Here is a 26962-nt window from a genome sequence, read left to right as displayed (position 1 = left end):
TAAGGACCTTGATCAAGATACAGAGTATGGCGTGTAGCAGTTGTTCAACCGGCAAGGATGGACAACCGCGTGGTTGCAAGAACAATGGAACTTGCGGCACTGATGGTTGTAACAAGCTAACGGTCTTTGACTGGCTTTCCAATATGTCGTTGCCCAACGGTCAAAAACCTTTTGATTGCGTTGAGGTACGTTTCAAGAACAGTAGAAAGGAGTTTTTCAGGAACGAGGAAAACCTTCCCCTATCCATTGGCGATGTGGTGGCCACCCAGGCCAAATCCGGTCATGATGTGGGCGTGGTGACCCTTACCGGGGAACTGGTGCGGGTACAGATGAAGCGAAAAAAAACCGCTCCTGATGACAAGACCCTTCCCAAGATCTATAGAAAGGCCACCCAAAGGGACATCGATATTTGGCAAAAATGCCGCGATCGGGAAGAAGAGATCAAAAAACGATCGCGCGAAATAGCCATAGCCCTCAAACTGGAAATGAAACTCAGCGATGTGGAATTTCAGGGAGATGGCTCAAAGGCGACTTTTTACTACACGGCCGAGGATCGGGTCGATTTCCGGCAGCTTATCAAGGATATGGCCAAGGCCTTCCAGATTCGCATCGAGATGCGCCAGATAGGCTATAGGCAAGAGGCCCAACGCTTGGGGGGCATCGGCTCCTGTGGACGCGAGCTTTGCTGTTCCACATGGCTACACGATTTCCGGTCGGTCAGCACGGCATCCGCAAGGTATCAGCAACTGGCATTGAACCCCCAAAAACTGGCCGGACAATGTGGAAAGCTCAAATGCTGCCTCAATTACGAGTTGGACGTGTACCTGGAAGCCCTCAAGGATTTCCCCCCGCAAGACAGCAAGCTCATGACCAAAAAAGGTCTGGCCTTCTGCCAAAAGGCGGACATCTTCAAGGAAACCCTTTGGTTTTCGTACAAGGACGAACCAGCCAACTGGCATCCGTTGACCAAACAGCAGGTGCTGGAAATCTTGGAGCTGAACAAAAAGAACGAAAAGGCCCCCACTCTTGAAGAATATGCAGAAGAGAACACAGTGAGCGTGGAAAAAACGGCATACGAAAGTGTCGTGGCAGAGGACAGCCTTACCCGTTTTGACAAGCCAAAGAGGAACAATAAGCGCAGGAACAAAAAACGCAGAAACAACAAATCCAAAGCAAAGCCCAATGCGAAGTAGCACTTTGTTTCTTCTGACAGTGGTCCTTGCACTGGCCTCATGCAACGATGCACTCGTCTTTTCCGAATACACACCCATAAAGGATGGGAAATGGGAAATGGATGACACCGTACACTTTCAGGTTTCCGGGTTGGACAGCACACAGACTTACAATATGTTCATCAATGTCAGGAACGACAATACCTATCCTTTCAGCAATCTTTTTTTGATCACCGAACTGGAACATCCGAGCGGAAACACCGTTAAGGATACATTGGAGTACCGTATGGCAGAACCGAGCGGGGAATGGCTAGGAAAAGGAATGGGTGGTGTCATGGAAAATAGACTTTGGTACCGTGAAAACGTCGTTTTTCCATGGGCTGGCGTATATAAGGTGAATATTTCGCATGCTATGCGTAAAAACGGCGACGTTGAAGGCCTCTCTGTGCTGGAAGGCATCACGGATATTGGTTTGGAAATAGAAAAAGCACCCAATAATTGATAATGGCAAAGACAAGTCAAAAGAAACAGCAAGGCTACTTTAGGTACATAAAATGGTTTTGGATCCTCTTTGGGGCCGGCGTTCTCGCGGTCATATTGGTTTTTTTATTGGCGTCGTGGGGAGCGTTCGGGGAAATGCCCACTTTTGAACGATTGGAAAACCCGGAGACCAATTTGGCCACCGAGTTTATCTCTTCGGATGGGGAGACCTTGGGCAAACTCTATTTGGATGACAACCGTACCCCGATCGCCTATGAAAATCTTCCTGAAAATTTGGTGAACGCCCTAGTGGCCACCGAAGATGCCAGATACTATGACCACTCTGGAATTGACGCCAGGGGAACCTTGAGGGCATTGGTTTTTTTAGGGAGCAAGGGAGGGGCAAGTACCATTTCCCAGCAGTTGGCCCGACAACTTTTCGTGGGGATTAGGGCGAAAAACTGGACCAAGTACACCCAAAAGATCAAAGAGTGGGTCATTGCCACCCGTTTGGAACGCAACTATACCAAGGAAGAGATCATAGCCATGTACCTCAACATCTATGATTTTGGGTACAATGCTGACGGTATCCGCTCTGCGGCCCGGATTTATTTTGGAAAGGAGCCAGCGGAACTGCGAACAGAGGAGTCCGCTGTTTTGGTAGGGATGCTGAAAAATTCTTCACTGTATAATCCGATGAGAAGGGAAGAGCTGGTCCTCAACAGAAGGAATACTGTTTTGGGACAGATGGCCAAATATGGGTACATCACCGAAACGGAGAAGGACTCCCTTCAGGCCTTGGAGATGAAGATCAACTTCAACCCAGAGTCGCACCGCGAAGGGTTGGCCACCTATTTTAGGATGTACATGCAAAAGTTCCTGAACGTTTGGGTGGACCAGAACCCCAAACCCGATGGTGAAAAGTGGAACATTTATCTGGATGGTCTGAAGGTGTATACCACGGTGGATTCCCGAATGCAGCGCAATGCCGAAGAGGCCGTGCAGGAGCATATGAAAAACCTTCAGGCCGAGTTTTTCCACCAGAACACGCCCGATAGGAACCCAACCGCACCTTTCTTGGATCTGGAAACCTTCGAGATAGACAATATTATGGAGCGGGCCATGAAGACCTCCCCAAGATGGCGGGCCATGAGCCGTGAAGGAAAATCCGAAAAAGAAATTCGGGCCTCTTTCAAACAAAAGGCAGAGATGACTGTCTTTGACTGGAACAGTGATTCCTTTGAAAAAGACACCATAATGACACCGATGGATTCTATCCGGTATTATAAAACATTCTTACGGACGGCCATGATGTCCATGGAACCTCAAACAGGACACGTCAAGGCATGGGTAGGGGGAATCGACTACAAACACTTCCAATATGACAATGTGATCCAAGGGGCCAGACAGGCAGGTTCTACCTTCAAGCCCTTTGTATATGCTGCGGCGATAGACCAGTTGCGCTATTCGCCATGCTATACCCTGCCGGACAACCAGTATTGCATTGAACCCGGAAAACATGGAAACCTTGAGGCATGGTGTCCCAAAAACTCCGATGGCAAATACTCGGGGGAGAACATGACCCTGAAAAGTGCATTGGCCAACTCGGTGAACACCATTACCGCCCAATTGATCGATCGTGTAGGGCCGGGATCGGTGGTGTCCATGGCCAAGAACATGGGACTTGACCGTGATATTTTGGAAGTGCCTGCCATTGCTTTGGGAACACCGGAGTTCAACGTATATGAAATGGTAGGGGCATACGGGACCTTTGCCAACCAGGGGGTCTATGTAAAACCTGTGATGGTCACCCGAATCGAGGACAAAAACGGGACAGTACTCTACGAATATACCCCGGAGACCAAAGACGTGTTGAGCAAGGATGTGGCCTACGCCATGGTCAATTTGATGGAAGGCGTCACCCAATACGGATCAGGGGGAAGGCTACGGCACACCTATGGCAAAAACCAGGCCATGTATAAGGAAATCATTACCGGATATCCCTATGAACTCACGAACCCCATAGCAGGAAAAACGGGAACTACCCAGAACCAAAGTGATGGCTGGTTCATGGGCATGGTGCCCAATTTGGTCACAGGGGTTTGGGTAGGTGGTGAGGAACGTTCCATCCACTTCAGCCGTTTAGCGTACGGACAAGGAGCCTCCATGGCATTGCCCATTTGGGCTCTTTATATGAAAAAGAACTATGCCAACGAGGAAATCGGTGTTTCCAGGGATGCCTTTGAGGTGCCCGAGGAAATGTCCATCAATATTGATTGTAGCAAAGAATCGCAGGACAATCAGGACGATTTGGATACCGACGACGATCTGGACGATCTTGATTTCTAAATAGGACATCTGTTCAAAAAACTTTGCCCCAAGCAAATTGCAATTTGCTTGGGGCTTTTTTATTAATATCGTAATTTCAAGCAATCCAAAATTCGAATGGAATGATCAAGAAAACAGTTGCCCATGTGGAAGAAGCCTTGCACGGGGTTGCGGACGGCATGACCTTCATGTTGGGAGGGTTTGGCCTCTGTGGCATCCCTGAGAACGCCATAGCAGAGCTGGTCCGTTTGGGGATAAAGGACATTACCTGCATCTCCAACAATGCCGGCGTGGACGATTTTGGCCTGGGACTACTCTTGCAGAAGCGACAGATCAAGAAAATGATATCCTCCTATGTGGGGGAGAACGACGAGTTTGAACGGCAGATGCTGAGCGGAGAACTGGAGGTGGAACTTACGCCCCAGGGCACCCTGGCCGAGAAATGCCGTGCCGCCCAAGCCGGATTTCCTGCCTTTTATACCCCCGCAGGATTTGGTACCGAAGTGGCCGAGGGAAAAGAGACCCGGGAGTTCGATGGAAAAATGTATGTATTGGAGCCCGCTTTTAAGGCCGATTTCTCGTTCGTAAAGGCTTGGAAGGGGGATGAGGCGGGCAATCTCATCTTTAAGGGCACGGCGCGCAATTTTAACCCCTGTATGTGCGGAGCGGCCACCATCACAGTAGCCGAAGTCGAGGAACTCCTCCCGGCAGGCAGTTTGGACCCCAATCAAATCCATATCCCTGGCATATTTGTACAGCGCATTTTCCAAGGGAAAAACTATGAGAAACGAATTGAACAACGAACGGTGAGATCAAGATAAATATGAGATTGGTTTATACATGCTCAGTTTGCAAAGCGCAGAATTATTTTAAGCCAAAGTCGAGTTCAAGGGCAGATTTACAAATTAAATTTGGAAATGAAGTAAAAGTAAATTGTGTGAACTGTGGAAAATTGGAAAAAAAGCACATAAATAAAATTAGTGCTGTTGTGGACAATCGAATTGTTGTTGGCGGGTTTATAATCGGGTTATGTGTTTTAATTTTAATTGGGAGTTACACTTTCATTTTCGATAGGCCATTGGCATATTGGAAATTTTTTGCTTTAGCTGGAGGCACGCTTTCAGGCATTCCTGTTTATCTATGGAATATGGAAAATAAGGCGGTTGGCAATTTCAACAGATACGCAATCAGGAAAGATTAATTATTTAATCAATACAAATGCTAGATAAAAAAGGAATAGCAAAGCGAATCGCAAAAGAAGTCAAGGACGGCTATTATGTGAACTTAGGCATAGGCATTCCCACCTTGGTGGCCAATTTTGTAAGGGACGACATCAGTGTGGAGTTCCAGAGCGAAAACGGGGTATTGGGCATGGGTCCGTTCCCGTTTGAGGGCGAAGAGGATGCCGATATCATCAATGCGGGAAAACAGACCATTACCACCCTTCCCGGGGCCTCCTTTTTTGATTCCGCCCTTAGCTTTGGCATGATCCGTGGCAAGCATGTGCATCTCACCATTCTGGGGGCCATGGAAGTGGCCGAGAACGGGGACATTGCCAATTGGAAGATTCCCGGTAAGATGGTCAAGGGCATGGGTGGTGCCATGGACCTTGTGGCCTCTGCCGAAAACATCATCGTGGCCATGATGCACACCAATAGGGAAGGAGAGTCCAAACTCCTAAAACGGTGCACACTGCCTCTGACGGGTGTAGGCTGCGTAAAGAAGATCGTGACCAACCTGGCCGTTTTGGAAGTCGTTCCGGAAGGTTTCAAGCTGCTTGAAAGGGCTCCCGGAATAACCGTTGAAGAAATCGTGGCGGCCACCGAGGGGAACCTTATTGTGGAAGGCGAAATCCCCGAAATGAATATTTAACAATTATCTTCTGTTTTTTTACAACATATTAAAACCATTACGCAACAATAGTTTTAAATTGCCGTTTATCGGATTTATATTTGGTTATATCGATTATTTGACCCAAATTAAACCATTAAAACCAAACAACCATGGCATTCAAAATTACCCACAGAGCAATGGACGAGAATGTCCAAGTCTACAGAAACGATTTTTTTACAGGATTCATGCTTTTGATCAAAAAGCTTTTTATGCTGTAGTTCAGTATCCCCCTGAAAATTTTGGAGCCGACATTTGTACGGCTCTTTTTTTTTGCGATAATTTTGGTCAGAAGTCGGAAGTCGGAAGATCTGCTGTTTTGATGAAAGCCTTCAGCCCTAAACCTTAAACAACCAATCCATGGCGATAATTTTTAGGATCTGTACAGAGGACGATCTGCACGCCTTGGTGAAAATATCCAAGGAAACCTTTGTCGCCGCTTTTGAAAAGGACAATGACCCCGATGATTTCAAGGCATATATCCAAAAAGCGTTCGACCCACAAAAATTGGCTTCCGAACTTTCCGATGAAGACACCTATTTTTATTTTTTGGAAGAGGAGGGAGTTTTGTTGGGATACTTCAAACTGAACATTGGCCGGGCCCAAACCGATGTGCACGATATGGATTCCATGGAAATTGAACGCATCTATGTTCTGGAAAGCCATCAAGGCAAGCGTATTGGCACCTTAATGTTGCAGGAAATCATCAATCTGGCCAAGAGATTGGACAAAAGCTACATTTGGCTGGGTGTCTGGGAACACAATCCCAAGGCGATACGTTTCTACCAAAGGAACCATTTCCAGAAGTTTGGCGAACATCCCTACTACATTGGGAACGATAAACAGACGGATTGGCTTCTCCGCTTAGACCTTCATTAGCGTGCCCAAAAACAGGGAGTCCCCTTCCGCAAGGAATTTATGGGCAATCGCATTTTCAAACGCCGCATGGATGAGCAATGCAATGGCCTGGGCGTTCGTCTTGGTCAAACTGTTGGTGCGATATACCACATCGCGAATGGTGGAGAAGCTCACATTGCTGCGGATGGCGATATTGGCATAGTCGTTTTTGGAAACATTCCTGCGAAGGATTTCTGAAAGCCGCTCGCTGATCGGTTTTCCATAATCTTCTGGTGAAAAGATGTCATCACTCTTGATGACAAAGCCTGCATTTTTGATTGGACCCATTCCAAAGGTTTTGTAGTTCGTCAATAAATATGTCGGGGTCAGATCCTATTTTCTATATTTGGCTTGTAACCCAATTACAGAGAGTAGTGAAATTGCTGCAGCTATATCATATTGCGTCACAATATTGCACAATATAATAATTATATGTACACAATAAAGCAGTTAAGGCGAAAAAAAGATATGAGCCAATCCCAATTGGCAGAAGAAATTGGCGTAAGCCTGCGTACCATACAGCTCTACGAAAGGAAAGATGCCAATATTCCCATAAAAAACCTCACCAAGATTGCCGAATTTTTTGATCTTACCATTGCCGAACTCTACCTCCACGAAGTGAACGACATGGGTGAGGCCTATACCAAAAAGCAACCCTTTACCAAACATGGGAGTGTGTTCTACCCTTTGAGCCACGGAAAATATTTGGTCATGGCGCCCTTGGTGCTCGTGGAATGGCACAAAAAATACATCGAAAACCTCAAGGAGGACAGTGTGAAGAACCCGTTCCAGGCAGGCTTCATTGTTGATTTTTTAAATGATGAACCCCATCGGGTGTTTGAGGTGTCCGGCGATTCCATGAACGACTCCACTGCAGATGCCATCCCCAATAAGGCCTTTGTGCTGGCACTGGAAATCAAAAGGGAAACCCTGACCAAGAACGATGAAAACCTATGGAACCGGTCCTACATTGTGGTCTGTTCGGATAGGATCATTTGCAAGCAACTTATGGGTTTCAACAGGCAGGCGAATGCATTGCAGTGCCACAACCTGAACACATCCCCCGAATATCAGGATTTTGAGGTTTCCATGGATGATGTGCTCCAGGTGTTCCGGGTCATGAAAAAGCAGATTTGACCCGCTCCAAGTGGGTGAGCACTTCTTCTAAACAACGGTCCAGGTCCTTCTTCACTTCGGTTTCCCAAAAGCGGAACACTTTATAGCCCTTTTCATCCAGAGCATCGTTCACTTCCTCGTCCCGTTGGATGTTACGCTCTATTTTCGCGATCCAAAACTCCCGATTGGTCTTGATCTTATGCTTGCGTTCCTCCCAATTGTAGCCGTGCCAGAATTCCCCATCGATAAAAATCACGGTCTTGTACTTTTTTAGGGCGATATCGGGCTTCCCAACAAGTTTTTTATAATCGATACGATAACGATAACCGGCTTGCCACAACGCTTTTCTAAAAGCGAGTTCTGGCTTCGTGTTCTTGCCGCGTATCTTCCCCATGATCTTGGAACGCTCCGGCGTGGTGTAGAAGCCCGATTCTTCATTGAACCGAGGCACTTTGATACGTTCTTGTGAATATTTTTTGGGCATACCGTAAGATAACAAAAAACCCAAACTCCATCTGGAATTTGGGCTTTGTAATTTGATATGTTGAACGCTTATCCCTTCAAGGAAGCGGATAGGTATTCGCGGTTCATACGGGCAATGTTGGTCAAGGAAATGCCTTTGGGACATTCCACTTCGCAAGCACCGGTGTTGGTACAGTTTCCAAAGCCTTCGAGGTCCATTTGGCGCACCATGTTCTGCACACGTTCCACGGCTTCTATCTGGCCTTGGGGCAACAGGGCGAACTGGGAAACCTTGGCAGAGGTAAAGAGCATGGCACTGGCATTCTTGCAAGCGGCCACACAGGCACCACAACCGATACAGGTAGCAGCATCCATGGCTTCGTCCGCAGCATGTTTGTTGATCGGGATGGCATTTGCATCCACCGTGTTCCCCGAAGTGTTCACGGATATGTAACCACCGGCCTGTTGGATACGGTCAAAAGCACTTCGGTCCACGATCAAGTCCTTGATCACTGGAAATGCCTTTGCACGGAACGGCTCTATCACAATGGTGTCCCCATCGTTGAACTTGCGCATGTGCAACTGGCACGTGGTCACCAATCTATCGGGACCGTGTGGCTCTCCATTAATTTGAAGGGAGCAAGTTCCGCAGATACCTTCTCTACAATCATGGTCAAATTCAACGGGCTCCTCTCCTTTGGAAACGAGTTCTTCGTTCAGGATGTCCAGCATTTCGAGGAAAGACATGTCCCCTTCAACACCGTCAAGGGTATAATCCACTATTTTTCCTGCTGAGGATGCGTCTTTCTGACGCCATATTTTTAAATGTAGCTTCATTGCTTCGCTATTTATAACTCCTTGTCTTCAATTCAATATTTTCATACACCAAATCCTCTTTGTGCAATTTGGCATCTTTGGGCTCGCCCACGTATTCCCAAGCAGCCACATATTTAAAGTTCTCGTCATCACGGAGCGCTTCACCCTCTTCGGTCTGGTACTCTTCGCGGAAGTGGCCTCCACACGATTCATTCCGATGCAGGGCATCCTTGGCAAAAAGCTCGCCCAGTTCCAAGAAATCGGCAACCCTTCCGGCTTTTTCCAATTCTTGGTTTTTGCTCTCGATGGTTCCGGTGACCTTTACGTTTTGCCAGAAATCCTTGCGCAGTTCGGCAATCTCCTTGATGGCTTCTTCCAGTCCTTTGGCATTACGGGCCATACCACATTTGTTCCACATGATCTTGCCGAGTTTTTTGTGGTAATAGTCCACAGAGTGGATACCGGTACCTCCCATCAATTTCGCCATACGGTCCCGGACTTGTTTTTCAGCCTCTTCAAATTCCTTGGAGTCGGTCGGTATTTTGCCGGTCCTAATGTCCTTGGACAGATAATCCCCAATGGTGTAGGGCAGTACAAAATATCCGTCGGCCAAACCTTGCATCAGCGCGGAAGCTCCCAAACGGTTGGCCCCGTGATCGCTAAAGTTGGCCTCTCCGGCAGCATAGCAACCGGGGATGGTGGTCTGTAGGTTGTAATCTACCCAGAGTCCGCCCATGGTGTAGTGCACCGCGGGATAGATTTTCATTGGGGTCTTATATGGATCTTCATCCACGATTTTCTCGTACATCTGGAAGAGGTTTCCGTATTTGGCCTCGACGACTTCCTCACCCAATTTGATGATGGTGGCCTCATCAGGATCTTTGATACCCGAAGTCAACGCCTTTTCCTTTCCGTACCTTTTGATGGCCGATGCGAAATCCAAAAATACCGCTTCCCCGGTCTTGTTCACGCCAAATCCAGCATCGCAACGCTCCTTGGCGGCCCTTGAGGCCACATCGCGGGGCACTAGGTTACCAAAGGCAGGGTATCTTCTTTCGAGATAATAATCACGGTCTTCCTCGGCAATCTGCGTGGGTTTCAATTTCCCTTCGCGGATGGCCACGGCATCTTCCATTTTCTTGGGCACCCAGATTCGTCCATCGTTACGGAGCGATTCGGACATCAAGGTCAATTTGGATTGATGTTCCCCGGAGACCGGAATACAGGTGGGGTGGATCTGGGTGTAGCAAGGATTGGCAAAAAAGGCCCCTTTGCGGTGTGCCCTCCAGGCAGCCATCACATTGCTTCCCATGGCATTGGTGGAAAGGAAGAACACGTTTCCGTACCCTCCCGTGGCCAAGACCACGGCGTGTGCACTGTGCCGTTCAATTTCTCCGCTAACCAAGTCACGGGCAATGATCCCCCTGGCCTTACCGTCCACCAAAACCAAATCCATCATCTCATGACGGGTATAGGATTTGATCTTGCCCCGGTTGATCTGTCGGTTCATGGCAGAGTAGGCCCCCAACAACAATTGCTGGCCTGTCTGTCCCTTGGCATAAAAAGTCCTGGAAACCAAAACTCCTCCAAAGGAGCGGTTGTCCAAAAGCCCTCCATATTCACGGGCAAAAGGGACTCCTTGGGCCACACATTGGTCGATGATGTTTCCTGAAACCTCGGCCAAGCGGTAGACGTTGGCCTCACGGGAACGGTAATCCCCTCCCTTTATGGTATCGTAGAAAAGGCGATAGTTACTGTCACCATCCCCTTGATAGTTTTTTGCTGCATTGATCCCCCCCTGTGCGGCAATGGAGTGCGCCCTTCGGGGAGAGTCCTGGTAGCAGAAGGTCTTTACGTTGTAGCCCAACTCGGCCAAGGTGGCCGCAGCCGCACCTCCGGCCAATCCTGTACCCACAACAATGATATCGATGTTCCTTTTGTTGGCGGGGTTTACCAGGTTGATATCGTTTTTATGTTTGGTCCATTTGTCGGCCAGTGGCCCAGACGGAACTTTTGAATCCAATATGCCCATACTTAATGTGTTATTGGGTTAAGGTGGTGATATAGGGCGATGAAAGCAAAGCCCAATGGAATGACCACAGAAAATAGTTTTGTGAATGTCTTAATGGCCGGGGTGTACTTGTTGTTCACCCCCATACTCTGAAAGGAAGAAGCAAAACCGTGCCACAGGTGAAGGCTCAATAAAACAAATGCTATAATGTACAGAATCGTTCTCCAGGCCGGGGCAAACTTTTCCACGGTTTCATGGTAGTAGCGTGTGGGGTCTTCGGGGGACGCCTCGATGTACTTGTAGGCCATCTCGTGCACCCAAAAATCATAGAAGTGAAGAACCAAGAAGGCAAGGACCACCAATCCGGAATAGATCATGTTCCTGGATACCCAAGGGGCATTGGCACTGCCCTTGTACTTCACATAACTGCCGCCCCTTGCCTTTTTGTTCTTGATCTCCAAGGCAAAGCCCATGGCAAAGTGCACGATCACCCCAGCAATCAAAATGGGCTGTAGTACAAATTGGACCAAGGGGTTGTACCCCATAAAGTGCGACCAAGAATTGAAAGTGTCAGGGTCAATGACCGAGGTGATGTTAATGGTAAAATGTTGTGTAAGAAAAACAACCAAAAAAAGACCCGAAAGTGCCATTACCACTTTGCGGGCAATTGAAGATTTTATCAATCCACTCATTAGTGCTGGTTTTGAGACAAATTTACGGCACGATCGAGTTTTTAACAAGTAATAAACTGCACGAAACCTCTTATTTAGAAAGGTTATAAGAAAAAGCCGGATATTTGATACTGCTTAGCACCAATAAAACTCCTTAAGGAGCTTTGGGGAGATAAGATTGGATCAATCCCATTCGAAGACAAAATTGCCACGTAAGGTGGTGGAATCGGGATCAAACCGGACCACAAACCACGTGCCGCTTATTTCTGCAGTGGGCATATCGTTGTCCAAAGTACCTTCAAAATAGGAATGCTCATCGGTTTGGGGAACATCCTGGGGATTCATGTCACTGCAATAGGTGCACAACCACATTTGAATGGCATTACCATCGATGGACCATACCCCTACACCTTCCGACCCCACTTCGTCGATCAGTTCAATGTCCAAGGTCCCATCCTCGTAAAGTTGGAGTATGGAATTATATTCCACTTCTTCTGAATCGGGATCGTTGTTTCTTCCACCGACCCAGAAAGTGTATTTCAATATGCTGGTCAATAAAAAACGGGTTTCCCAGTTTTGGGAGCCGCTTTGGGCAATGACCGTCACCTCGTGCTCTCCCACTTGCAAGCTTCTTTCTATGGATAGGGCACCAGTGTTTTCGTCAATGGTCAACCCCTCTATAGGCTCTTTTAACGAAAAAGTCCCGTTTTCTTGTGGCCACTCTATGGAGGGTTGGGGAATGGTTCCCTGTGAACGAAAGGCTACCTCAAAATTTTCTGATGCATAATGGAAATCAACGGATTTTGTATCATCGTCATTACTGCAAGCCAGTATGATGAACATACAAATGCCTATAATCGAATATTTTTTCATGATGTTGTTAAAGGTTCTTGGTTTCATACTCCACAACATAGTTGATGGTTAGCCCGAAAAGGACATTGGGCTTTACTTGGAACGAGACCAGATTTCCATTGCCGTCCCATATTTTGTTTTGAAAGAGATAACCAGCATCTCCTGTGTGTATCAAAGCGATGTCGTGCTGACTAAAAAAGAACAGCTCAAAAGGGGACAGATAAAACATCAATCCATGCCAAATTACTAGGGCATTCTGTGGTTTCAGATAATGGAAAACACCCTTGTCGCCCTCAGAAAACTGAAGGGTATAGTTATTTTCTGAAATGGCTATTTTTATGAGTTGCCCATCGGGGTCCAAATTCCATTCGGTTGGCAAGTTCGCCAAATCTCCTTCGATTAGATAATGGATTTCATCACTTTCGTTATAAGTTGTGGACAAGTCGTATTCCACGTCGTCAATCATAAAACCCACATTGGTAACGGTCCCGTTCACGCCATGGTCAAAAGTAAAGTTGTACAGTGAACCGCTCTGTACATCTTCCGATGATATATTCACCAACTTACCCGTATCATTATAGTCGAAATTGGATATAAGTTGGGTGGTTTCATCCAAAGAATTTCGCTCTATGGTCATTTGGGCCAGCTGATTTTTTGAATTGTATGATAACTGGTATAGAACAGTTTCACCGGAACCGTAAGCCAAGGAAATGGTTTTGGGGAAATATGCTTTTTGATTCGATTCGCCATCGGAATCTTTAGAACACGAAAGAAGCAATAGTAGTGCCGAAGTTATAAATAGCGTATTTGCAAAAGGTTTCATGGGACTTTTTGATATGGAATGAAGTGCTATTTGGTCGCAAAGACCACCTGAAGGGTGTACACATATTCACCGACAGGACGGTCGTAGTAGATGGAGGTCTCTATCTGTTTTCCTGTAAACTGGTTGTCCTCCACAACTTCAATAGGTCCAAGTTGCTTCCCTAGGGCCAATGCAATGGCGGTGGCCTTGGCGGTGGCATCCTTTAGTGCCATTTCACTGAGAGATCTTGCCTCATCGGGGTCGATTTCCAAAATGGCAATGGCGTTCAAGCGTTGTATGCCCAACGATTTTATCCCCAGAAAGGTCCTCATTTTTTCTGCTGAGGTCGTGGTGAACTCATACACGGCACCTTCCTTGTCATATCCCATGGTCTCAAAACCAAATTCGTAGGGGGTCTCTTTGATCTCGTTCCAAGCGAATCCATGTGATTCCAAGGCCTTTTTGTAGTTTGATTTTAACTGCTCCAGGTCTATGCCATCGGTGGCGTAGCTGGCAAAGGCCGAACTTAGGGAAACAGTGGCCTTGTAAATGGGGGACGGGTCTATATGGACGGCCTTTGCACTTACTTTGATGGTGGTGCTTTTCTCTTGGGCCATACCCATCAATGGTAAAAAAGCCAATAGGATGTATACTATCGATTTCATGATCGTGGTGTTAAAAACCCCTTCGTGGAATTATCGGGGCAATGGGTTTTATTCTGGAATGTTGAAATGGGCCACGATCTCTTCGTAGCTCATTTGGGAATAATCAGTAGCCATCTTACCTGCAGCAGGGATCCCACCGGGAATGATGATGTAACGGTAATCATCATAAAGAGGAATCTCAATATCCGAACCATCAATGGAAGAGATCCTAATGACAATGTTTTGGTTCAAGTCACTGATTGAAAAATCATAATGTTGCATGCGTAGGCCATAAAGCGATTTGGGCAATGGATGGATAGTGGTAGAGATAGAAGTATATCTGCCATACACCGCAATGAAGCCATTTGCCTTCACTTCATCCGTCAGAGCTTCCACATTCGGAATGCTGAAGGCGGCATTGATGTCCGTAATTGGGGATTCAAAACCGGAAGGAATCCAATCCGAATAGATCACGTTGGCGGTTCCGGTTTCCCCCGTTTCCCCTTGCGGACCTTCAGGTCCTTGCTCCCCTTGAATGCCCTGGGGGCCAATGGCACCGTCCTCCCCATCATCGCCAGAGCAGGCCAGGAAGATGGTTGCCAACAAGCCCAATAAGAAGATTTGACTTTTCATGTGTTTCAATTTTAAGTGTTGATAGTTGGGGGAACTTGGGCTATCTAGGATGTTATTCAGGAATACTGAACAATTCAATCACCTCTTCATAGCTCATCTTGGTAAGGTCCATGTTGGATACCAATTTTCCAGAAGTGGAAACCCCACCTGGAATGAGCACATATCTGTATTGTTCCAAATAGGAGCCATCCCCTACACTTTCGCCTTCTTCGTTGGCATGGACCGTAATCCTAATATTGTCGCTTGTTGCCACAAAGAAGTAAGATTGTTGTCTGGCAGCACCAAATACAATGGGAAGCGGATAAACAACATTGCCATCCCCAGGAAGCTCTATTCTTCGACCATATACCAGAATGGTTCCAAGGTTCAACATGTCCGGACCGATTTCAGGAGCTTCGATGTCAAAAGAGGCCGATGAGGCGACGATACTGTTCCCCAATCCGGTATCTACCCAATCGGAATACATTACATTGGCGGTGCCGGGATCTCCTTGCTCTCCCTGTGCGCCCGGGTCACCTTGTGGACCTGCGGGACCTGCGGGACCTTGCGCTCCTTGTGGGCCGGTTGCACCATCCTCACCATCTTCCGAAGAGCAGGAGGTGACCAATGCCATGGACAGGGCCATAATCAAAATAGTTTTGATGGATAAAACATTTGTTTTCATGATTTTCAAAATTTTTTGGGTTTCATGAAGCCAAATCTAGGATCTATCGCGGCACGGAAACTTTCAATTATTATCGTGGGCCCAATTGGATTCGTCGGCAACCCTTTTTTGTGTACGGAACACCATTTCTTCCTATTTTTAAGAAATTTCCCATCCATACGGTATAACTGTCGTACGTACACCTTTTTAGACCAAGTATCACTAATGGGGGAAAGGATCTTGCTTCTATTTTTAATTTGGGACAAAGAACACCAGAGTTATGAGGGCAATCATAGTTGACGATGAGGTTGCGGCAATAAACAGCCTTTCATGGGAATTGCGGAAATACCCCGATTTCATTTCCATCATTGAAACGTTCACTTCCCCGAAGGAGGCCATCTCGGGGATCAACTATTTGAAACCGGACTGTGTCTTCCTGGATATCGAGATGCCGGAAATGAGCGGGTTCTCCTTATTGGACAAACTGGAATATCGGAACTTCGCCATTGTGATCACCACGGCCTACAACCAGTATGCGATCCAAGCCATCAAGGAAAGTGCCGTGGATTATCTCCTCAAACCTGTGGACCAGGACGATATTGCCGGGGTAGTGGAAAAATTGAAGAAACTGAACGGACAACAGAGCTTTCAACATCAGTTCGAGCAGACTTTCGAGGCCCTATCGCGGGCCAGTGCCCCCCAAGTGGTCCAGATTCCTGTAAGTGGGAAGATCTTGTTTTTGAGGGTGGCCGATATTGTGTATTGCGAGTCGGACGGGAATTATTCCAAGGTGTTCTTGGAGTCGGGCGAACAGGTCTTGGTCTCCAAGAAGCTCAAAGAGTTGGAGGACCTTTTGCCCAACCGGATATTTTTCAGGATACACAATTCTTTCATCGTGCACCTGCTCAAAGTAGACGAATATATACGAACCGATGGGTATCTGGTACTTTCCAACGACCGAAAGATCCCGGTATCCAGAAACAAGAGAGAGGCTTTTCTACACCGAATGGCCCAATAAAGATCAACTATGCTCAAAGGCTTGATGGACTTCTTCAAGGAAAGCAACCAAAATGGGTTTGGGTTCTTTGTGGTGTCCGTTCTTTTTTACCTCTTCGTCTTTTTTCTTATTCAGTTTTTCCAGCATAAAAAACGGTTTTACCTTTTTTATGCCCTTTATGCCCTGGTCACGGGGCTCACTCTCATAAAATATGTGGATGGGGTGTTTTTTAGTGATTTTGCCCACTCATCCGCAGGGAGGACCTTTGTGAGATGGTTCCACTATCCTTCCCAATGGATGGCCTCCATCCTGTTCATCCTGTTCATCTCGGAGATTATGGGCTTCAAAAAGGACCATCCGAGGTTTGTGAAATTTGTGCATTGGGGCTATTTGGGTCTGGCCCCTTTTTATTTTACGTTTTGGGCGATGTACCTGATCAACCCCAGATCGTACCTCATCGATTATTGTGAGGTTTTTGTACTGTTGCCGATGAACCTCATCGCCTTTGTTTGGGGATTTTGTCTCGTGCTGAAGCAGAACAGGATCATCAAATGGTACATCCTATTGGGGATGACCTCGCTTTTTGTTTCCTATCTCATCATTTCATTATACTCCATCAAGACCAAGACCGCGAACACGGAAACGCTGTACATCTTTTATTTGGGGGTGCTGTTCGAAAGTCTGTTGTTTGCCCTCGCCATAGGGTTGGAACAAAAAATGGTCTACAAGGAAAAGGCCCATGTCCAGAAAAAGTACATCGACCAGCTCGAGGAAAACCATACCATCAAGGAAAGCATCAACAGGGCCTTGTCGGATGAGCTGGTGCAGACAAAGGCAGAGATAGAGGGCTTGAGTTCCGAGGCGCAGAAGGAGCGCACGGAGAAATTGGCAATCAAAGTGGAGAACAAGTTTGCCCAGCTGCGTTTGGATGCGCTTCGCAGTCAGATGAACCCCCATTTTATCTTCAATGCCCTGAATTCGATCAAATCCTATTTCATTGAGAACAACCAGGAAAAGGCCATTTATTATCTGGGAAGGTTCTCCAAACTGATCCGGGGCATATTGGAGAGTTCCCGAAAGGATCTTATCACGCTCGAAGAGGAATTGGGCATCATCAAAATGTATGTGGAGATAGAGAGCGATCGCTTCAAGAACGGCATGGAGTACACTTTTGAGTTGGATGATTCCATAGAGGCCCAGGAACTTCTTGTGCCTTCCCTTTTGTTGCAGCCCTTTGTTGAAAATGCCATTTGGCATGGATTGTCCACCCGAAAAGGGAAAAAGAAGCTCTGCCTAAAGGTGGAACTGTTGCAACCTTCGAACGATTTGCAGATCACCATAGAGGACAATGGCATAGGGAGACGGGCCTCCCAGGTAAGGAACAGTCAGAACCCACTGAAGAGCCAATCGCTGGGGCTCTCCATTGTGAACGACAGGTTGGACTTCTACTCCAAAAAATATGCAGGGGATTTCCATTTTTTGGTCGAGGATCTTGTGGATGCATCGGGAAAGGCATTGGGCACAAAAGTGGTCGTTACCCTGCCCCGATTGCTATTGGAAAACCACTAAAGCTGAAAGAAATTTTCAAAACGGCACCGAAATCCAAAAGATTTATCCGAATTTGAACAGGCAAAACCTGAACACTACAATGGATATCGCCATCCTATCCGTGAGCCTCAATGTGTATTCCACCAGAAGAATAGCTGTGGAAGCGCAAAAGGCGGGACACTATGTGGAGCTGATTGACCACACCAAGTGCTCGGTGAAATTGGGCCAGGGCATACCCCAGATCTATTTTGGGGAGGACAACATCACCGAAGGTTTTGATGCCATCATCCCCAGGATCGGCACCACGGTCACCCGACATGGCGCTGCCATCGTGAAGCAGTTTGAAATGAACGGGGTCTTCAGCACGGCCCGGTCAACGGGAATCATCAGGGCCAGGAACAAAGTGAGGACCTTGCAGATCATGGCCAAAAAGGGAATCCCCATCCCAGAAACCGTTTTCTCCATCAACCCCGACAATGTAGAGGCACAGATAGACCTGCTGGGAGGGGGGCCTGTGATCATCAAACTCCAAGAGGGCACACAAGGAAAAGGAGTGATCTTGGCCGAGAGCAAAAAATCGGCAAAATCCATGATCGATACTTTGTATAATATGAATACCAGCATCCTGTTGCAACAGTACATTGAGGAGGCCAATGGGGAAGACCTTCGGGTGATTGTGGTGGGGAACAAGGTCGTGGCGAGCATGAAACGGACCAGTGGGTTGGATGATTTCCGGTCCAATGTGCACCGGGGGGCGGACACCGAAGCGGTCCAACTGACCCCCAAGGAAAAAACCATGGCCCTGGACGCGACCAAGCATTTGGGTCTGGGAATTGCCGGAGTGGACCTTATCCGGTCCAAGAAAGGGCCATTGTTGATCGAGGTCAACGCATCGCCGGGACTCAGAGGCATTGAAGAGGCAACAGGGATCAACGTGGCAAAACAGATCATCCAATTTGTGGAAAGGAACGGGCAGAGAAAACGATAAAAAAGGTGAAAGCTTGATTTGAGGGGAATACCCTGTATCATCTAGGCAGATAGACTGTCGTTCTTATCACTTATTTTGGACAAGCTCCATGAAATGGCACTTTCCAGGTCCGTGAATTGTCGGATACTGTCCTTAAAGAACATTTTTTCCAAGATAATGCTGGCCAGGCCATTTTTGTTGTAGGCCACGATGGAATACAATTCGAGTTTGTGCCTGTTCTTGTAAAATTTCAACCAATCCGTAGGCACCACGGAATAGTTGTTGAACGGTTGGAGATATAGGCAATGGGCTTTTCCTCACCCAAGATTTCATAGGCGGCATCAATGATTTTTTCAGCAATGGACCAATCAAAGGTTTCCCCTTCATTCATTTCGGAAATGATCAACCCATCGAAGAAATAAAAAATACCGAACTCGTATTCCCTGATTTCCCGAATGTTCTTGAAAAAATCCAGCTCTTTTACACTTTTCATGCTCTGTCAAGATGATTTTGTTGATGATAGACAACAAAGATAGGGGAACAGGAAGGCTTCGAAAGTGTTGTTTTTATGGATGTTACCGTTCATTTGGTACAAGCCCGTTTTCAATTGATAGTTGACAGATCGGCGAAAAATGCCATAGGATTTTCCCTCTTTATTTCAGCACACATTCCTACGAAGGGAATGGAAAAGGGGATCAATTTTCCATATTTTTCAGCTGGATGCCCAAGGCTTTGGTGGATACCTGCACCTCAACAAGGGAAAGCAATAAGGAAACCATCAGGAAAACCAGGCTCACTCCAAAAACAATGTTGGCCCAGACGTTCAGTTCCACATAGACCAGGAACATGGTCACTGCAGCCAGCAAAAAACTGATGATGGCCGTGGCCTGCATGTTCTTGATGATGCCCAATCTTTTTCTGAGTTGATGGATCTGTTGTTTCAACGGATGGGCCGAGGTTTCCTCAAACTGTTTGTGCAGTTGTCGGATCAAGGCGGCAATGGCCAGATATCGGGCATTATAGGCCAGCATGGTCAGGGAGATGGCAGGAAAAAGGAGGGCGGGAATGCTGAGGGTGAGCTGCATGTTCTGGTTTTGAAATGGAAGGTAACAATTTGTCTTCGGTATTGCAATTACCTACATTTGGGCAAACCAATTTATACAGATGAAATATTTTCCCATAGACAGCAATCTTTTTGTGAAGAACCGCAAGAAATTCATGGCACAGATGAAGCCAAAAAGCATTGCGGTGTTCAATTCCAACGATATTTATCCCATTGGGGCGGACAGCACCCTGCCCTTTGAGCAGTCCCGTGACATTTTCTATCTGAGCGGGGCCGATCAGGAGGAGACCATCCTGCTGCTCTTTCCCGATGCGATGGATCCAAAGAAAAGGGAAATCCTATTTGTAAGGGAGACCAATGACCACATTGCGGTATGGGAAGGGGCCAAATTGACCAAGGAACAGGCCACAGAAGTATCCGGAATAGAAACGGTCTGTTGGCTGAAGGAATTCGACAAGATCTTTTTTGACCTCATGACCGAGGCCGACACCATTTATTTCAACACCAATGAACACTACCGCCAAGCGGTGGAGACCCAGACCCGGGAAGACCGTTTTATCGAAAAATGCAAAAAGGACTTTCCTGCGCACCAATGGGCAAAGAGCAACCCCATTTTGCAACAGATTCGTGGCATAAAGGAGCCCGAAGAGATCGCTTTGATGCAGACCGCCTGCGATATTACGGAGAAAGGCTTCCGACGGATTTTGGAATTTGTCAAACCCGGTGTTTGGGAATATGAGATAGAAGCCGAATTTCTGCACGAGTTTGTCCGCAACCGTTCCAAAGGGTATGCCTATAGCCCCATCATTGCAGCGGGGAACAACGCGAATGTGCTCCATTACCTGGAAAACAACCGCCAAGTGAAGGATGGCGATATGATCTTGTTGGATCTGGCTGCAGAATATGCCAACTACTCCAGTGACATGACCCGTACCATTCCCGCAAACGGGCGGTTTACCGATAGACAAAAGCAAGTGTACAGTGCCGTGTTGCGCGTAAAGAACGAAGCCACCAAAATGTTGGTGCCAGGGGTGATATGGGCCGAGTTCCACAAAGAAGTGGGCAAGGTCATGACCTCGGAATTGATAGGTTTGGGACTTTTGGACAAGGCCGATGTACAGAACGAAAACCCTGATTGGCCCGCCTACAAAAAATATTTCATGCACGGCACCAGCCACCATATCGGGCTGAATACACACGATTACGGCGAATTGAAGACTCCCATGAAGGCCAACATGGTCTTTACCGTGGAACCGGGCATTTACATCCCCGCTGAAGGAATGGGCGTTCGTTTGGAAGATGATGTGGTGATCCAAGAAAAGGGCGAACCCTTCAATTTGATGCGGAACATCCCCATCGAGATTGGGGAGATCGAGGAGTTGATGAACAAATAAGGGTTGGTACTGTCATACAGGGCGAAGCGAAGTATCTCATTTTGATTGCTTTGGATGTTTAACTCCATTCAGTTTGATTTTTAGAAGGTAAATGCATCATATGAACCTCTTTTTTTTACTTTTTCAGGTCGATATTGAAAAGAAAATGCAGGAAGCTCCCGACGGTTCCTATGGAATCGGGGTCGTAATCGGGAGCTACCTGCCCTTCGTGGTCTTGGCAGGAATCGCCTATGCCATTTATCACTACAACAAAAAAAGAAGTGAGAAGGAATAGAACATTTCGGCAAGTAGGAGTAGTGGCTCCATTTTCAGGTTCAAGTCCATTTGAGCAACTGTGACTGTAAATCGCCTACGAGGTGACCCGGGAGACAGCAAAATTTCTACTGAATAACAACCAAATGGATTAAGGACATTTTGATTTTTGTTCCAAAACCCCCGAAATTCATTGTCCCATGGAAAAACAACAACAATTATACAGAACAGCTTTCGGGTTGGCCCTGTTCACCATTTTTTACAATGTGGTGGAAGGTATCGTTTCCACCTATCTCGGGTTTGAAGATGAAAGTTTGGCCCTGTTCGGTTTCGGGACTGATAGTTTTATTGAGGTAATCTCGGGTTTGGGCATTGCACACATGATCCTGCGCATCAGGAAAAATCCAGAGAGCAATCGGGACAATTTTGAACGTACTGCCCTTCGCATCACTGGAACTGCTTTTTACCTCTTGGTGGCAGGGCTTGTGGCCACCAGTCTCTATAATATCTGGATAGGGCATCGGCCATTGACCACGTTTTGGGGCGTGGTCATCTCTTTGATCTCCATTTTGATCATGTGGATCTTGGTATGGTGGAAAAGGAAAGTAGGCAACCAACTCAATTCAACCCCTATTTTGGCCGATGCCAATTGTACCTTGGTCTGTGTGTACATGTCCATCATCCTGTTGATTAGCAGTGGGGTGTACCAACTTTTCAGCATACCTTATATGGATAGCTTGGGAACATTGGGGTTGGCCTATTTTGCGTTTAAGGAGGGCAAGGAATGTTTTGAAAAGGCCAATAGCGATAAACAGTGTTGTTGTACGTAAAAAATTCTTCCAAGATCAACAAGGGAACATTTTAATGGATATATTGTAGTTGAATCTAAACAAACTGCAATGAACACGATTTTCAACTCAACGCATAAAAGGGTGGTCATGAGCATATTGCCCCTGTTTTCATTTTTCATTTTTGGCAATGCCATGGCATCAACTTCAACAAGAACATTACAGGCACAAGATACCTTTTTGGTGACCTTGGTTTCCCCGGAAAATGGATCCTACACGGTTTCCCCGGAAATTCCTGCAGACGGAAAAGTGGCTTCGGGCACTGAACTGACCGTCACTGCCACACCATCCGAAGGCTATAGTTTGGATGCTGTCTATTATACCTTTAAAGGAGGCATGTGGGGAACTACCAGTGTGGAGACTTTTGTTCCGACCCTCAAAATTGTTGTGGACAAGGACATGTCCATCGGGGCCACTTTTGTGGAGAACAACCTGGTGGAAAACTTGAACGTGACCCACGATGTGGTGTATGCCCAACCGGGCGTAAAACCATTGAAATATGATGTGTATGCCCCTAAAGGGGCAAAGGACCTACCGTGCGTGGTCATTATCCATGGTGGGGGGTGGTCCTCCAATAATGAGGACATTATGCGAGGCCTGGCAAGAGAACTTACCAAAGGAGACCAATATGTGGTATTCAGCTTGGACTACCGCTGGGTGAACAATTTGGACGGGGACGAAAACCCGAACTACATGCATAATTTGATAGAGGATGTTTTTGGGGGCATTGCCCACATTCAGGAACATGCGAGGGCCTATGGGGGTGACCCAACCAAGATAGCGGTTACCGGCGACAGTGCAGGAGGGCACCTTTCCGCAGCGGCGGCAATACTTTCTCCGATGATAGGCGATAGAGGTTTTGAGGGGACAAATGGCATTTACGAATTTATGCCCTCCTATATGCCTCAAGGGAAAACGGTCGAGACCGTTAAAAATGAAATCACGGATGCCATTAAAGTGGCCGCACCCAGTTATGGACCATTTGACGCCAAGGATTTCAGCAATTTCATCCAACAGAAGGACCAAGCCTATCTGGGTGCCGTTTCCCCTTTTCAACATGTGCCCAATGTGGCGGATAGGGCCATCCCCCATTTTATTGTGAGGGGTTCGGAAGATGGCTTGATCAACGATGCACTGGTACAGCCCTACGTCGACCTTTTGAAGCAAAACGGACAAACGGTCGAATATTTGGTGGTGGAAGGTGCCGGGCATGCTTTTTTTGATTGGAAGCCAGACGCGCAGACCCGTGCCACTTTTGCCAAATACGGAGTGCCCTATGCCGCAGAAATGAAATCTTTCTTCGATTCCGTTTTCTACTAGGCGATTTTTGTTTTTTGCTGGATAACATTTGATAGGACCAGGGCCAGAAGTGCGGGCAATACCCATCCCAATTGATGTGCGCTAAAAGGAATCCATGAAATGTAAGGCGTGATGGTTTCTCCCAGACCCATGCTTCCCAAAAAATCAGGGACGCTGAACAAAATGGTGGTCCAGACCACGGTCTTGAACACGGTCGGAGTGGTAAGTCTGTCCGGAAGTACATTCAATAGGATCAGGATGATGGTAATGGGGTAAATGAACATCAGCGAGGGTATGGCCACCGCAATGATGTAGTCAACATTGAACTGGCCCATCAAAACACCGAATACACAAGACACCAATGCGGTGATTTTATAGGCAAGGTCGGAATTATTGAATCGGCCCTTGATGAAATCCGCGGTACCTGTAATGACCCCCACCGCTGTTGTGAAACAAGCCAAGCTTACTAAAATGCTCAACAATATACTACCTGTGCCTCCCAAAATCTTTATGCTCAACTCACTTAAAAGCGATGTGCGGGAGATGCCGCCTTCAAATTGATCGCTGAACAATGCACCGGTAAGAATAAGTCCTGCATAGACTGAAAATAATCCCACACCGGCCCAAAAACCGGCTTTTCGGATCAGTTTCCTTTTCTCCTCGAAGGAAGCTTCCTTTTCTTTCAGGTTGATGGAAATGATGATCACGGCACCGACAACAATGGCAGCTATGGCATCAAAAGTTTGGTATCCTTCCAAAACCCCATGACTGAAGGGATGTTTGATTTCTGAAGAAGTGAAATCGAAATCCATGGTAAACAGGGCCGTGGCAATCATCAATAGCAGAATGATAAGTATTCCTGGAGTTAACAGCTTGCCCAAAAGGTCCAATACTTTGGAACGATTGATCACGAACAGAAAGACCAAAAGAAAATAAACGAAGCTCGTGAGTAGGTAAGGAGTATCCCAAAAAGGTTGTATGGCCATTTCATGCGTAACCGAAGCCGTTCTGGGTGACGGAAGGGCAATGCAAATGAAATAGACCACATAGCAATACACCAAACTGAAGAGGGGAGATACCTTTTTGGCAAAATCGAACATGGTACCCTGCAATTTGGCATGGGCAAAAATACCCAACAAAGGCACTACGACACCCGAAATACAGAATCCCAACACTACCAACAACCAGAGATTTCCGGCCTTGAAACCCAAAAGAGGGGGTAGGATGAGATTCCCGGCGCCAAAAAAGAGGGAAAAAAGAGCAAAAGAGGTGATCGTTAACGATTTTTTATTCATGGGGTGTTGATAAATTATTTTCAATGTAGTATATTTCGAAAACGTAATTCAGCGGAATTATCTGACTTTTTGTCGAATAGCATGCATTTCATCGAAAAAGAGACTTTGTGCGTTCGTTCATAAAATAAAAAGTTATCAACATCCGTTGCTATAGAAAGTTCAATCAAAAAAAATTGATATAACAAAAAACTACTAGTAACCAAATTACGGCATTTTTCGATTCCCCAAATCGTATCCATGCTTACTTAAACAACGACCGGCCTATGAAAATTTCTACTTCTCACCACCATCACCACCAAGGCAACAAATTTTCCTCTTTTTTCTGCAACCTGTTCGGACACCATTATGTGGTTTCCAAAAAAGTAACGGAACACATCAAGGAGTATAAATGTACCCATTGCCACAAAGAGGTAACCACGGATGTCAGCGGAAAGCTTTCCGCCTTGACACCGCAGATGCAAGAAATCAACAGTGCATTGGAAGATATGTACCGAAAAAGAAGAAGCAGGGTAGTGCACCAAGTGGCCTAACCCTTTCTTTTTTTTACAAAAAGCCCAAATCTTAATCCCGGAAACTCAAACGAGTACCTACTGCTATTGGTTGCGTGCCCCAAAACCATGGAGTTGGAAATTCTTGATTTTCGGGGTTTTTTATTTTGTTTCGTTGAATGAGTTCCATCCTTGTGCTGTGATGGGAATTTTGGTCTCCGCTCGGGTGATAAGGTGTGCCCCTTCACTTTTTTCCGTCATATGTCCTATCACCGTTAAGTTGGGATTTCCCTTGATCTTGGGAAAATCGGCCTGGTCTATGGTGAACAGGAGCTCATAATCCTCACCACCACCAAGGGCGACCATGGTGCTGTCCATTTTGAATTCCTCACAAGTGGCAATGGCCGATGGGTCTAAGGGAATCTTGTCCTCAAAAAGATTGCAGCCCACGTCCCCATGCTTACAGAGGTGGAGTATTTCGGAAGAGAGGCCATCACTGATATCGATCATAGAGGTAGGTTTTACTTCCAATTTTTTCAAAAGTTCCACCATATCCTTGCGGGCCTCCGGTTTCAACTGTCGTTCCACAAGATAGGAATAGGCCTCCAGATCTGGCTGGCTGTTCGGGTTCACCTTGAAGACCTCTTTTTCACGTTCCAACACCTGTAGCCCCAGATAGGCACCGCCCAAATCCCCGGTCACCACCAAAAGATCGTTCGGTTTGCTACCTTTTCGGTAAACGATCTCATCTGCGTTGGCAGCCCCGATGGCCGTAACGCTGATGATCATCCCTTTGTTGGACGACGTGGTGTCGCCTCCCACCAAGTCTACATGGTACAGTTTGCAGGCCAGGGCCACCCCTTCATAAAACTCTTCCAAGGCCTCAAGGGGAAATCTATTGGAAACAGCAATGGAAACCGTCACTTGGGTCGGTAGGGCATTCATGGCACAGATGTCGGAAAGGTTCACCATCACCGACTTGTAGCCCAAATGCTTGAGGGGCATATAGCTGAGGTCAAAATGTACCCCCTCCACCAACATATCGGTAGAGACGATCACTTTTTTGTCCTTGAAATCCATCACAGCGGCATCGTCACCAATACCGACAAGGGACGAAGGCTGTTTTAGTTCAAAGTTCTGGGTGAGATGGTCAATGAGCCCAAACTCGCCGAGCTCTCCCAATGAGGTACGTTGTGGATTCTTGTCTTCTAGCATTTTGCAAAAGTAAACAGGATCGGTGGAACTTGGCAAAGCGATACGGAGAAAGGTGAAAAACCCGCAAGGGCACCATAAAGGGCATTATGGCAAAAACACAATGCCCAACATAGAAAACCCCTATGGAATCATTCGTTATTATAATGTTAGTATGTATGGTAAAACCCTACTTAAACAGT

Annotated in this window: 31 protein-coding genes; 16 read left to right on the top strand and 15 right to left on the bottom strand. The window is 46.8% G+C overall.

Annotated features, from left to right (window positions below):
- The first annotated feature begins 26 nt into the window (after positions 1 to 26).
- From FOT42_RS09220 to FOT42_RS09190, 7 genes are all read left to right on the top strand, one after another.
- Positions 27 to 1193: a PSP1 domain-containing protein gene (locus tag FOT42_RS09220; protein WP_151890281.1), complete on the top strand. Its 1167-nt coding sequence runs from the start codon at positions 27 to 29 to the stop codon at positions 1191 to 1193.
- Entirely contained in the window at positions 1183 to 1674 is a 492-nt protein-coding gene (locus tag FOT42_RS09215) for a gliding motility lipoprotein GldH (protein WP_151890280.1), read from the top strand. Before FOT42_RS09220 ends, FOT42_RS09215 begins: the two co-directional genes overlap by 11 nt.
- Before the next feature lie 2 nt (positions 1675 to 1676).
- Positions 1677 to 4001: a penicillin-binding protein 1A gene (locus FOT42_RS09210; RefSeq protein ID WP_151890279.1), complete on the top strand. Its 2325-nt coding sequence runs from the start codon at positions 1677 to 1679 to the stop codon at positions 3999 to 4001.
- 101 nt (positions 4002 to 4102) lie between these two features.
- Positions 4103 to 4801 (top strand): CoA transferase subunit A, encoded by a 699-nt coding sequence (locus FOT42_RS09205; protein WP_151890278.1) that lies wholly within the window; start codon positions 4103 to 4105, stop codon positions 4799 to 4801.
- 2 nt (positions 4802 to 4803) lie between these two features.
- The gene (locus FOT42_RS09200; protein ID WP_151890277.1) at positions 4804 to 5181 is read left to right on the top strand and encodes a hypothetical protein; all 378 of its coding nucleotides are present in this window, start codon (positions 4804 to 4806) and stop codon (positions 5179 to 5181) included.
- A 17-nt stretch (positions 5182 to 5198) separates the two neighbouring features.
- Positions 5199 to 5852, top strand: coding sequence for a 3-oxoacid CoA-transferase subunit B (locus FOT42_RS09195; RefSeq protein ID WP_151890276.1), 654 nt, complete (start codon positions 5199 to 5201; stop codon positions 5850 to 5852).
- Between the two features lie 378 nt (positions 5853 to 6230).
- Positions 6231 to 6749, top strand: a complete 519-nt coding sequence (locus FOT42_RS09190; RefSeq protein ID WP_151890275.1) for a GNAT family N-acetyltransferase — start codon at positions 6231 to 6233, stop codon at positions 6747 to 6749.
- On the opposite strand, the gene FOT42_RS09185 is transcribed toward FOT42_RS09190, so the two are convergent.
- Positions 6735 to 7055, bottom strand: coding sequence for a hypothetical protein (locus FOT42_RS09185; RefSeq protein WP_151890274.1), 321 nt, complete (start codon positions 7053 to 7055; stop codon positions 6735 to 6737). The genes FOT42_RS09190 and FOT42_RS09185 overlap by 15 nt on opposite strands.
- Positions 7056 to 7199: 144 nt before the next feature.
- Here FOT42_RS09185 and FOT42_RS09180 point away from each other — a divergent pair, with 144 nt between their 5' ends.
- Positions 7200 to 7904 (top strand): XRE family transcriptional regulator, encoded by a 705-nt coding sequence (locus FOT42_RS09180; protein WP_151890273.1) that lies wholly within the window; start codon positions 7200 to 7202, stop codon positions 7902 to 7904.
- On the opposite strand, the gene FOT42_RS09175 is transcribed toward FOT42_RS09180, so the two are convergent.
- The 9 genes from FOT42_RS09175 to FOT42_RS18070 form a co-directional block, all read right to left on the bottom strand.
- A complete protein-coding gene (locus FOT42_RS09175) occupies positions 7885 to 8367 on the bottom strand; it encodes a very short patch repair endonuclease (RefSeq protein WP_151890272.1) in 483 nt (160 codons plus the stop codon). The two genes, FOT42_RS09180 and FOT42_RS09175, sit on opposite strands and share 20 nt — an antisense overlap.
- Before the next feature lie 68 nt (positions 8368 to 8435).
- The gene (locus FOT42_RS09170; RefSeq protein WP_151890271.1) at positions 8436 to 9182 is read right to left on the bottom strand and encodes a succinate dehydrogenase/fumarate reductase iron-sulfur subunit; all 747 of its coding nucleotides are present in this window, start codon (positions 9180 to 9182) and stop codon (positions 8436 to 8438) included.
- Between the two features lie 7 nt (positions 9183 to 9189).
- Positions 9190 to 11193: a fumarate reductase/succinate dehydrogenase flavoprotein subunit gene (locus tag FOT42_RS09165; RefSeq protein WP_151890270.1), complete on the bottom strand. Its 2004-nt coding sequence runs from the start codon at positions 11191 to 11193 to the stop codon at positions 9190 to 9192.
- Positions 11194 to 11195: 2 nt separating this feature from the next.
- A complete protein-coding gene (locus tag FOT42_RS09160) occupies positions 11196 to 11864 on the bottom strand; it encodes a succinate dehydrogenase cytochrome b subunit (RefSeq protein WP_151890269.1) in 669 nt (222 codons plus the stop codon).
- 162 nt (positions 11865 to 12026) lie between these two features.
- A complete protein-coding gene (locus tag FOT42_RS09155) occupies positions 12027 to 12716 on the bottom strand; it encodes a hypothetical protein (RefSeq protein ID WP_151890268.1) in 690 nt (229 codons plus the stop codon).
- Positions 12717 to 12723: 7 nt separating this feature from the next.
- Complete coding sequence (locus tag FOT42_RS09150) at positions 12724 to 13332, bottom strand: hypothetical protein (RefSeq protein ID WP_151890267.1); 609 nt, start codon at positions 13330 to 13332, stop codon at positions 12724 to 12726.
- 212 nt (positions 13333 to 13544) lie between these two features.
- Positions 13545 to 14162: an SIMPL domain-containing protein gene (locus FOT42_RS09145; RefSeq protein WP_151890266.1), complete on the bottom strand. Its 618-nt coding sequence runs from the start codon at positions 14160 to 14162 to the stop codon at positions 13545 to 13547.
- Between the two features lie 48 nt (positions 14163 to 14210).
- Complete coding sequence (locus FOT42_RS18300; RefSeq protein ID WP_151890265.1) at positions 14211 to 14774, bottom strand: collagen-like protein; 564 nt, start codon at positions 14772 to 14774, stop codon at positions 14211 to 14213.
- A 52-nt stretch (positions 14775 to 14826) separates the two neighbouring features.
- On the bottom strand, positions 14827 to 15438 hold the full coding sequence (locus FOT42_RS18070) for a collagen-like protein (protein WP_192938356.1): 612 nt from the start codon (positions 15436 to 15438) through the stop codon (positions 14827 to 14829).
- A gap of 259 nt (positions 15439 to 15697) precedes the next feature.
- Between FOT42_RS18070 and FOT42_RS09125 the strand changes: the two genes are divergently transcribed.
- The 3 genes from FOT42_RS09125 (at position 15698) to FOT42_RS09115 (ending at position 18950) form a co-directional block, all read left to right on the top strand.
- Positions 15698 to 16435 carry a LytR/AlgR family response regulator transcription factor gene (locus FOT42_RS09125; RefSeq protein ID WP_151890262.1) on the top strand — a complete coding sequence of 246 codons (738 nt, stop codon included), beginning with the start codon at positions 15698 to 15700 and terminating at the stop codon, positions 16433 to 16435.
- Positions 16436 to 16444: 9 nt separating this feature from the next.
- Positions 16445 to 17983, top strand: a complete 1539-nt coding sequence (locus FOT42_RS09120) for a sensor histidine kinase (protein ID WP_151890261.1) — start codon at positions 16445 to 16447, stop codon at positions 17981 to 17983.
- Between the two features lie 79 nt (positions 17984 to 18062).
- Positions 18063 to 18950, top strand: a complete 888-nt coding sequence (locus FOT42_RS09115; RefSeq protein ID WP_151890260.1) for a RimK family alpha-L-glutamate ligase — start codon at positions 18063 to 18065, stop codon at positions 18948 to 18950.
- A 41-nt stretch (positions 18951 to 18991) separates the two neighbouring features.
- Here the strand turns inward: FOT42_RS09115 and FOT42_RS18295 are convergent, their stop codons facing one another.
- The 3 genes from FOT42_RS18295 to FOT42_RS09105 form a co-directional block, all read right to left on the bottom strand.
- A complete protein-coding gene (locus FOT42_RS18295; protein WP_226789840.1) occupies positions 18992 to 19198 on the bottom strand; it encodes a hypothetical protein in 207 nt (68 codons plus the stop codon).
- A complete protein-coding gene (locus FOT42_RS18290) occupies positions 19180 to 19422 on the bottom strand; it encodes a hypothetical protein (protein WP_226789839.1) in 243 nt (80 codons plus the stop codon). Before FOT42_RS18290 ends, FOT42_RS18295 begins: the two co-directional genes overlap by 19 nt.
- 202 nt (positions 19423 to 19624) lie before the next feature.
- Entirely contained in the window at positions 19625 to 20014 is a 390-nt protein-coding gene (locus FOT42_RS09105; protein WP_151890259.1) for a DUF2721 domain-containing protein, read from the bottom strand.
- Positions 20015 to 20093: 79 nt separating this feature from the next.
- Here FOT42_RS09105 and FOT42_RS09100 point away from each other — a divergent pair, with 79 nt between their 5' ends.
- From FOT42_RS09100 to FOT42_RS09090, 4 genes are all read left to right on the top strand, one after another.
- Positions 20094 to 21386: an aminopeptidase P family protein gene (locus FOT42_RS09100; protein WP_151890258.1), complete on the top strand. Its 1293-nt coding sequence runs from the start codon at positions 20094 to 20096 to the stop codon at positions 21384 to 21386.
- 100 nt (positions 21387 to 21486) lie between these two features.
- Positions 21487 to 21660 (top strand): hypothetical protein, encoded by a 174-nt coding sequence (locus tag FOT42_RS18065; RefSeq protein WP_192938355.1) that lies wholly within the window; start codon positions 21487 to 21489, stop codon positions 21658 to 21660.
- A 178-nt stretch (positions 21661 to 21838) separates the two neighbouring features.
- Positions 21839 to 22468, top strand: coding sequence for a cation efflux transmembrane domain-containing protein (locus tag FOT42_RS09095; RefSeq protein ID WP_151890257.1), 630 nt, complete (start codon positions 21839 to 21841; stop codon positions 22466 to 22468).
- A gap of 69 nt (positions 22469 to 22537) precedes the next feature.
- Positions 22538 to 23806: an alpha/beta fold hydrolase gene (locus FOT42_RS09090; protein WP_226789838.1), complete on the top strand. Its 1269-nt coding sequence runs from the start codon at positions 22538 to 22540 to the stop codon at positions 23804 to 23806.
- Here FOT42_RS09090 and brnQ read toward each other — a convergent pair.
- Entirely contained in the window at positions 23803 to 25080 is a 1278-nt protein-coding gene (gene brnQ, locus FOT42_RS09085; RefSeq protein ID WP_151890256.1) for a branched-chain amino acid transport system II carrier protein, read from the bottom strand. The two genes, FOT42_RS09090 and brnQ, sit on opposite strands and share 4 nt — an antisense overlap.
- 263 nt (positions 25081 to 25343) lie before the next feature.
- Here brnQ and FOT42_RS09080 point away from each other — a divergent pair, with 263 nt between their 5' ends.
- Entirely contained in the window at positions 25344 to 25610 is a 267-nt protein-coding gene (locus FOT42_RS09080) for a hypothetical protein (protein ID WP_151890255.1), read from the top strand.
- Positions 25611 to 25730: 120 nt separating this feature from the next.
- On the opposite strand, the gene thiL is transcribed toward FOT42_RS09080, so the two are convergent.
- Entirely contained in the window at positions 25731 to 26783 is a 1053-nt protein-coding gene (gene thiL, locus FOT42_RS09075) for a thiamine-phosphate kinase (RefSeq protein WP_151890254.1), read from the bottom strand.
- Positions 26784 to 26962 lie beyond the last annotated feature (179 nt).

The organism is Flagellimonas hadalis, assembly GCF_007785775.2.
Classification (GTDB): domain Bacteria; phylum Bacteroidota; class Bacteroidia; order Flavobacteriales; family Flavobacteriaceae; genus Flagellimonas; species Flagellimonas hadalis.
Note: the sequence above shows the minus strand (reverse complement) of the source record. Positions and strands in the feature narration are given on the sequence as shown.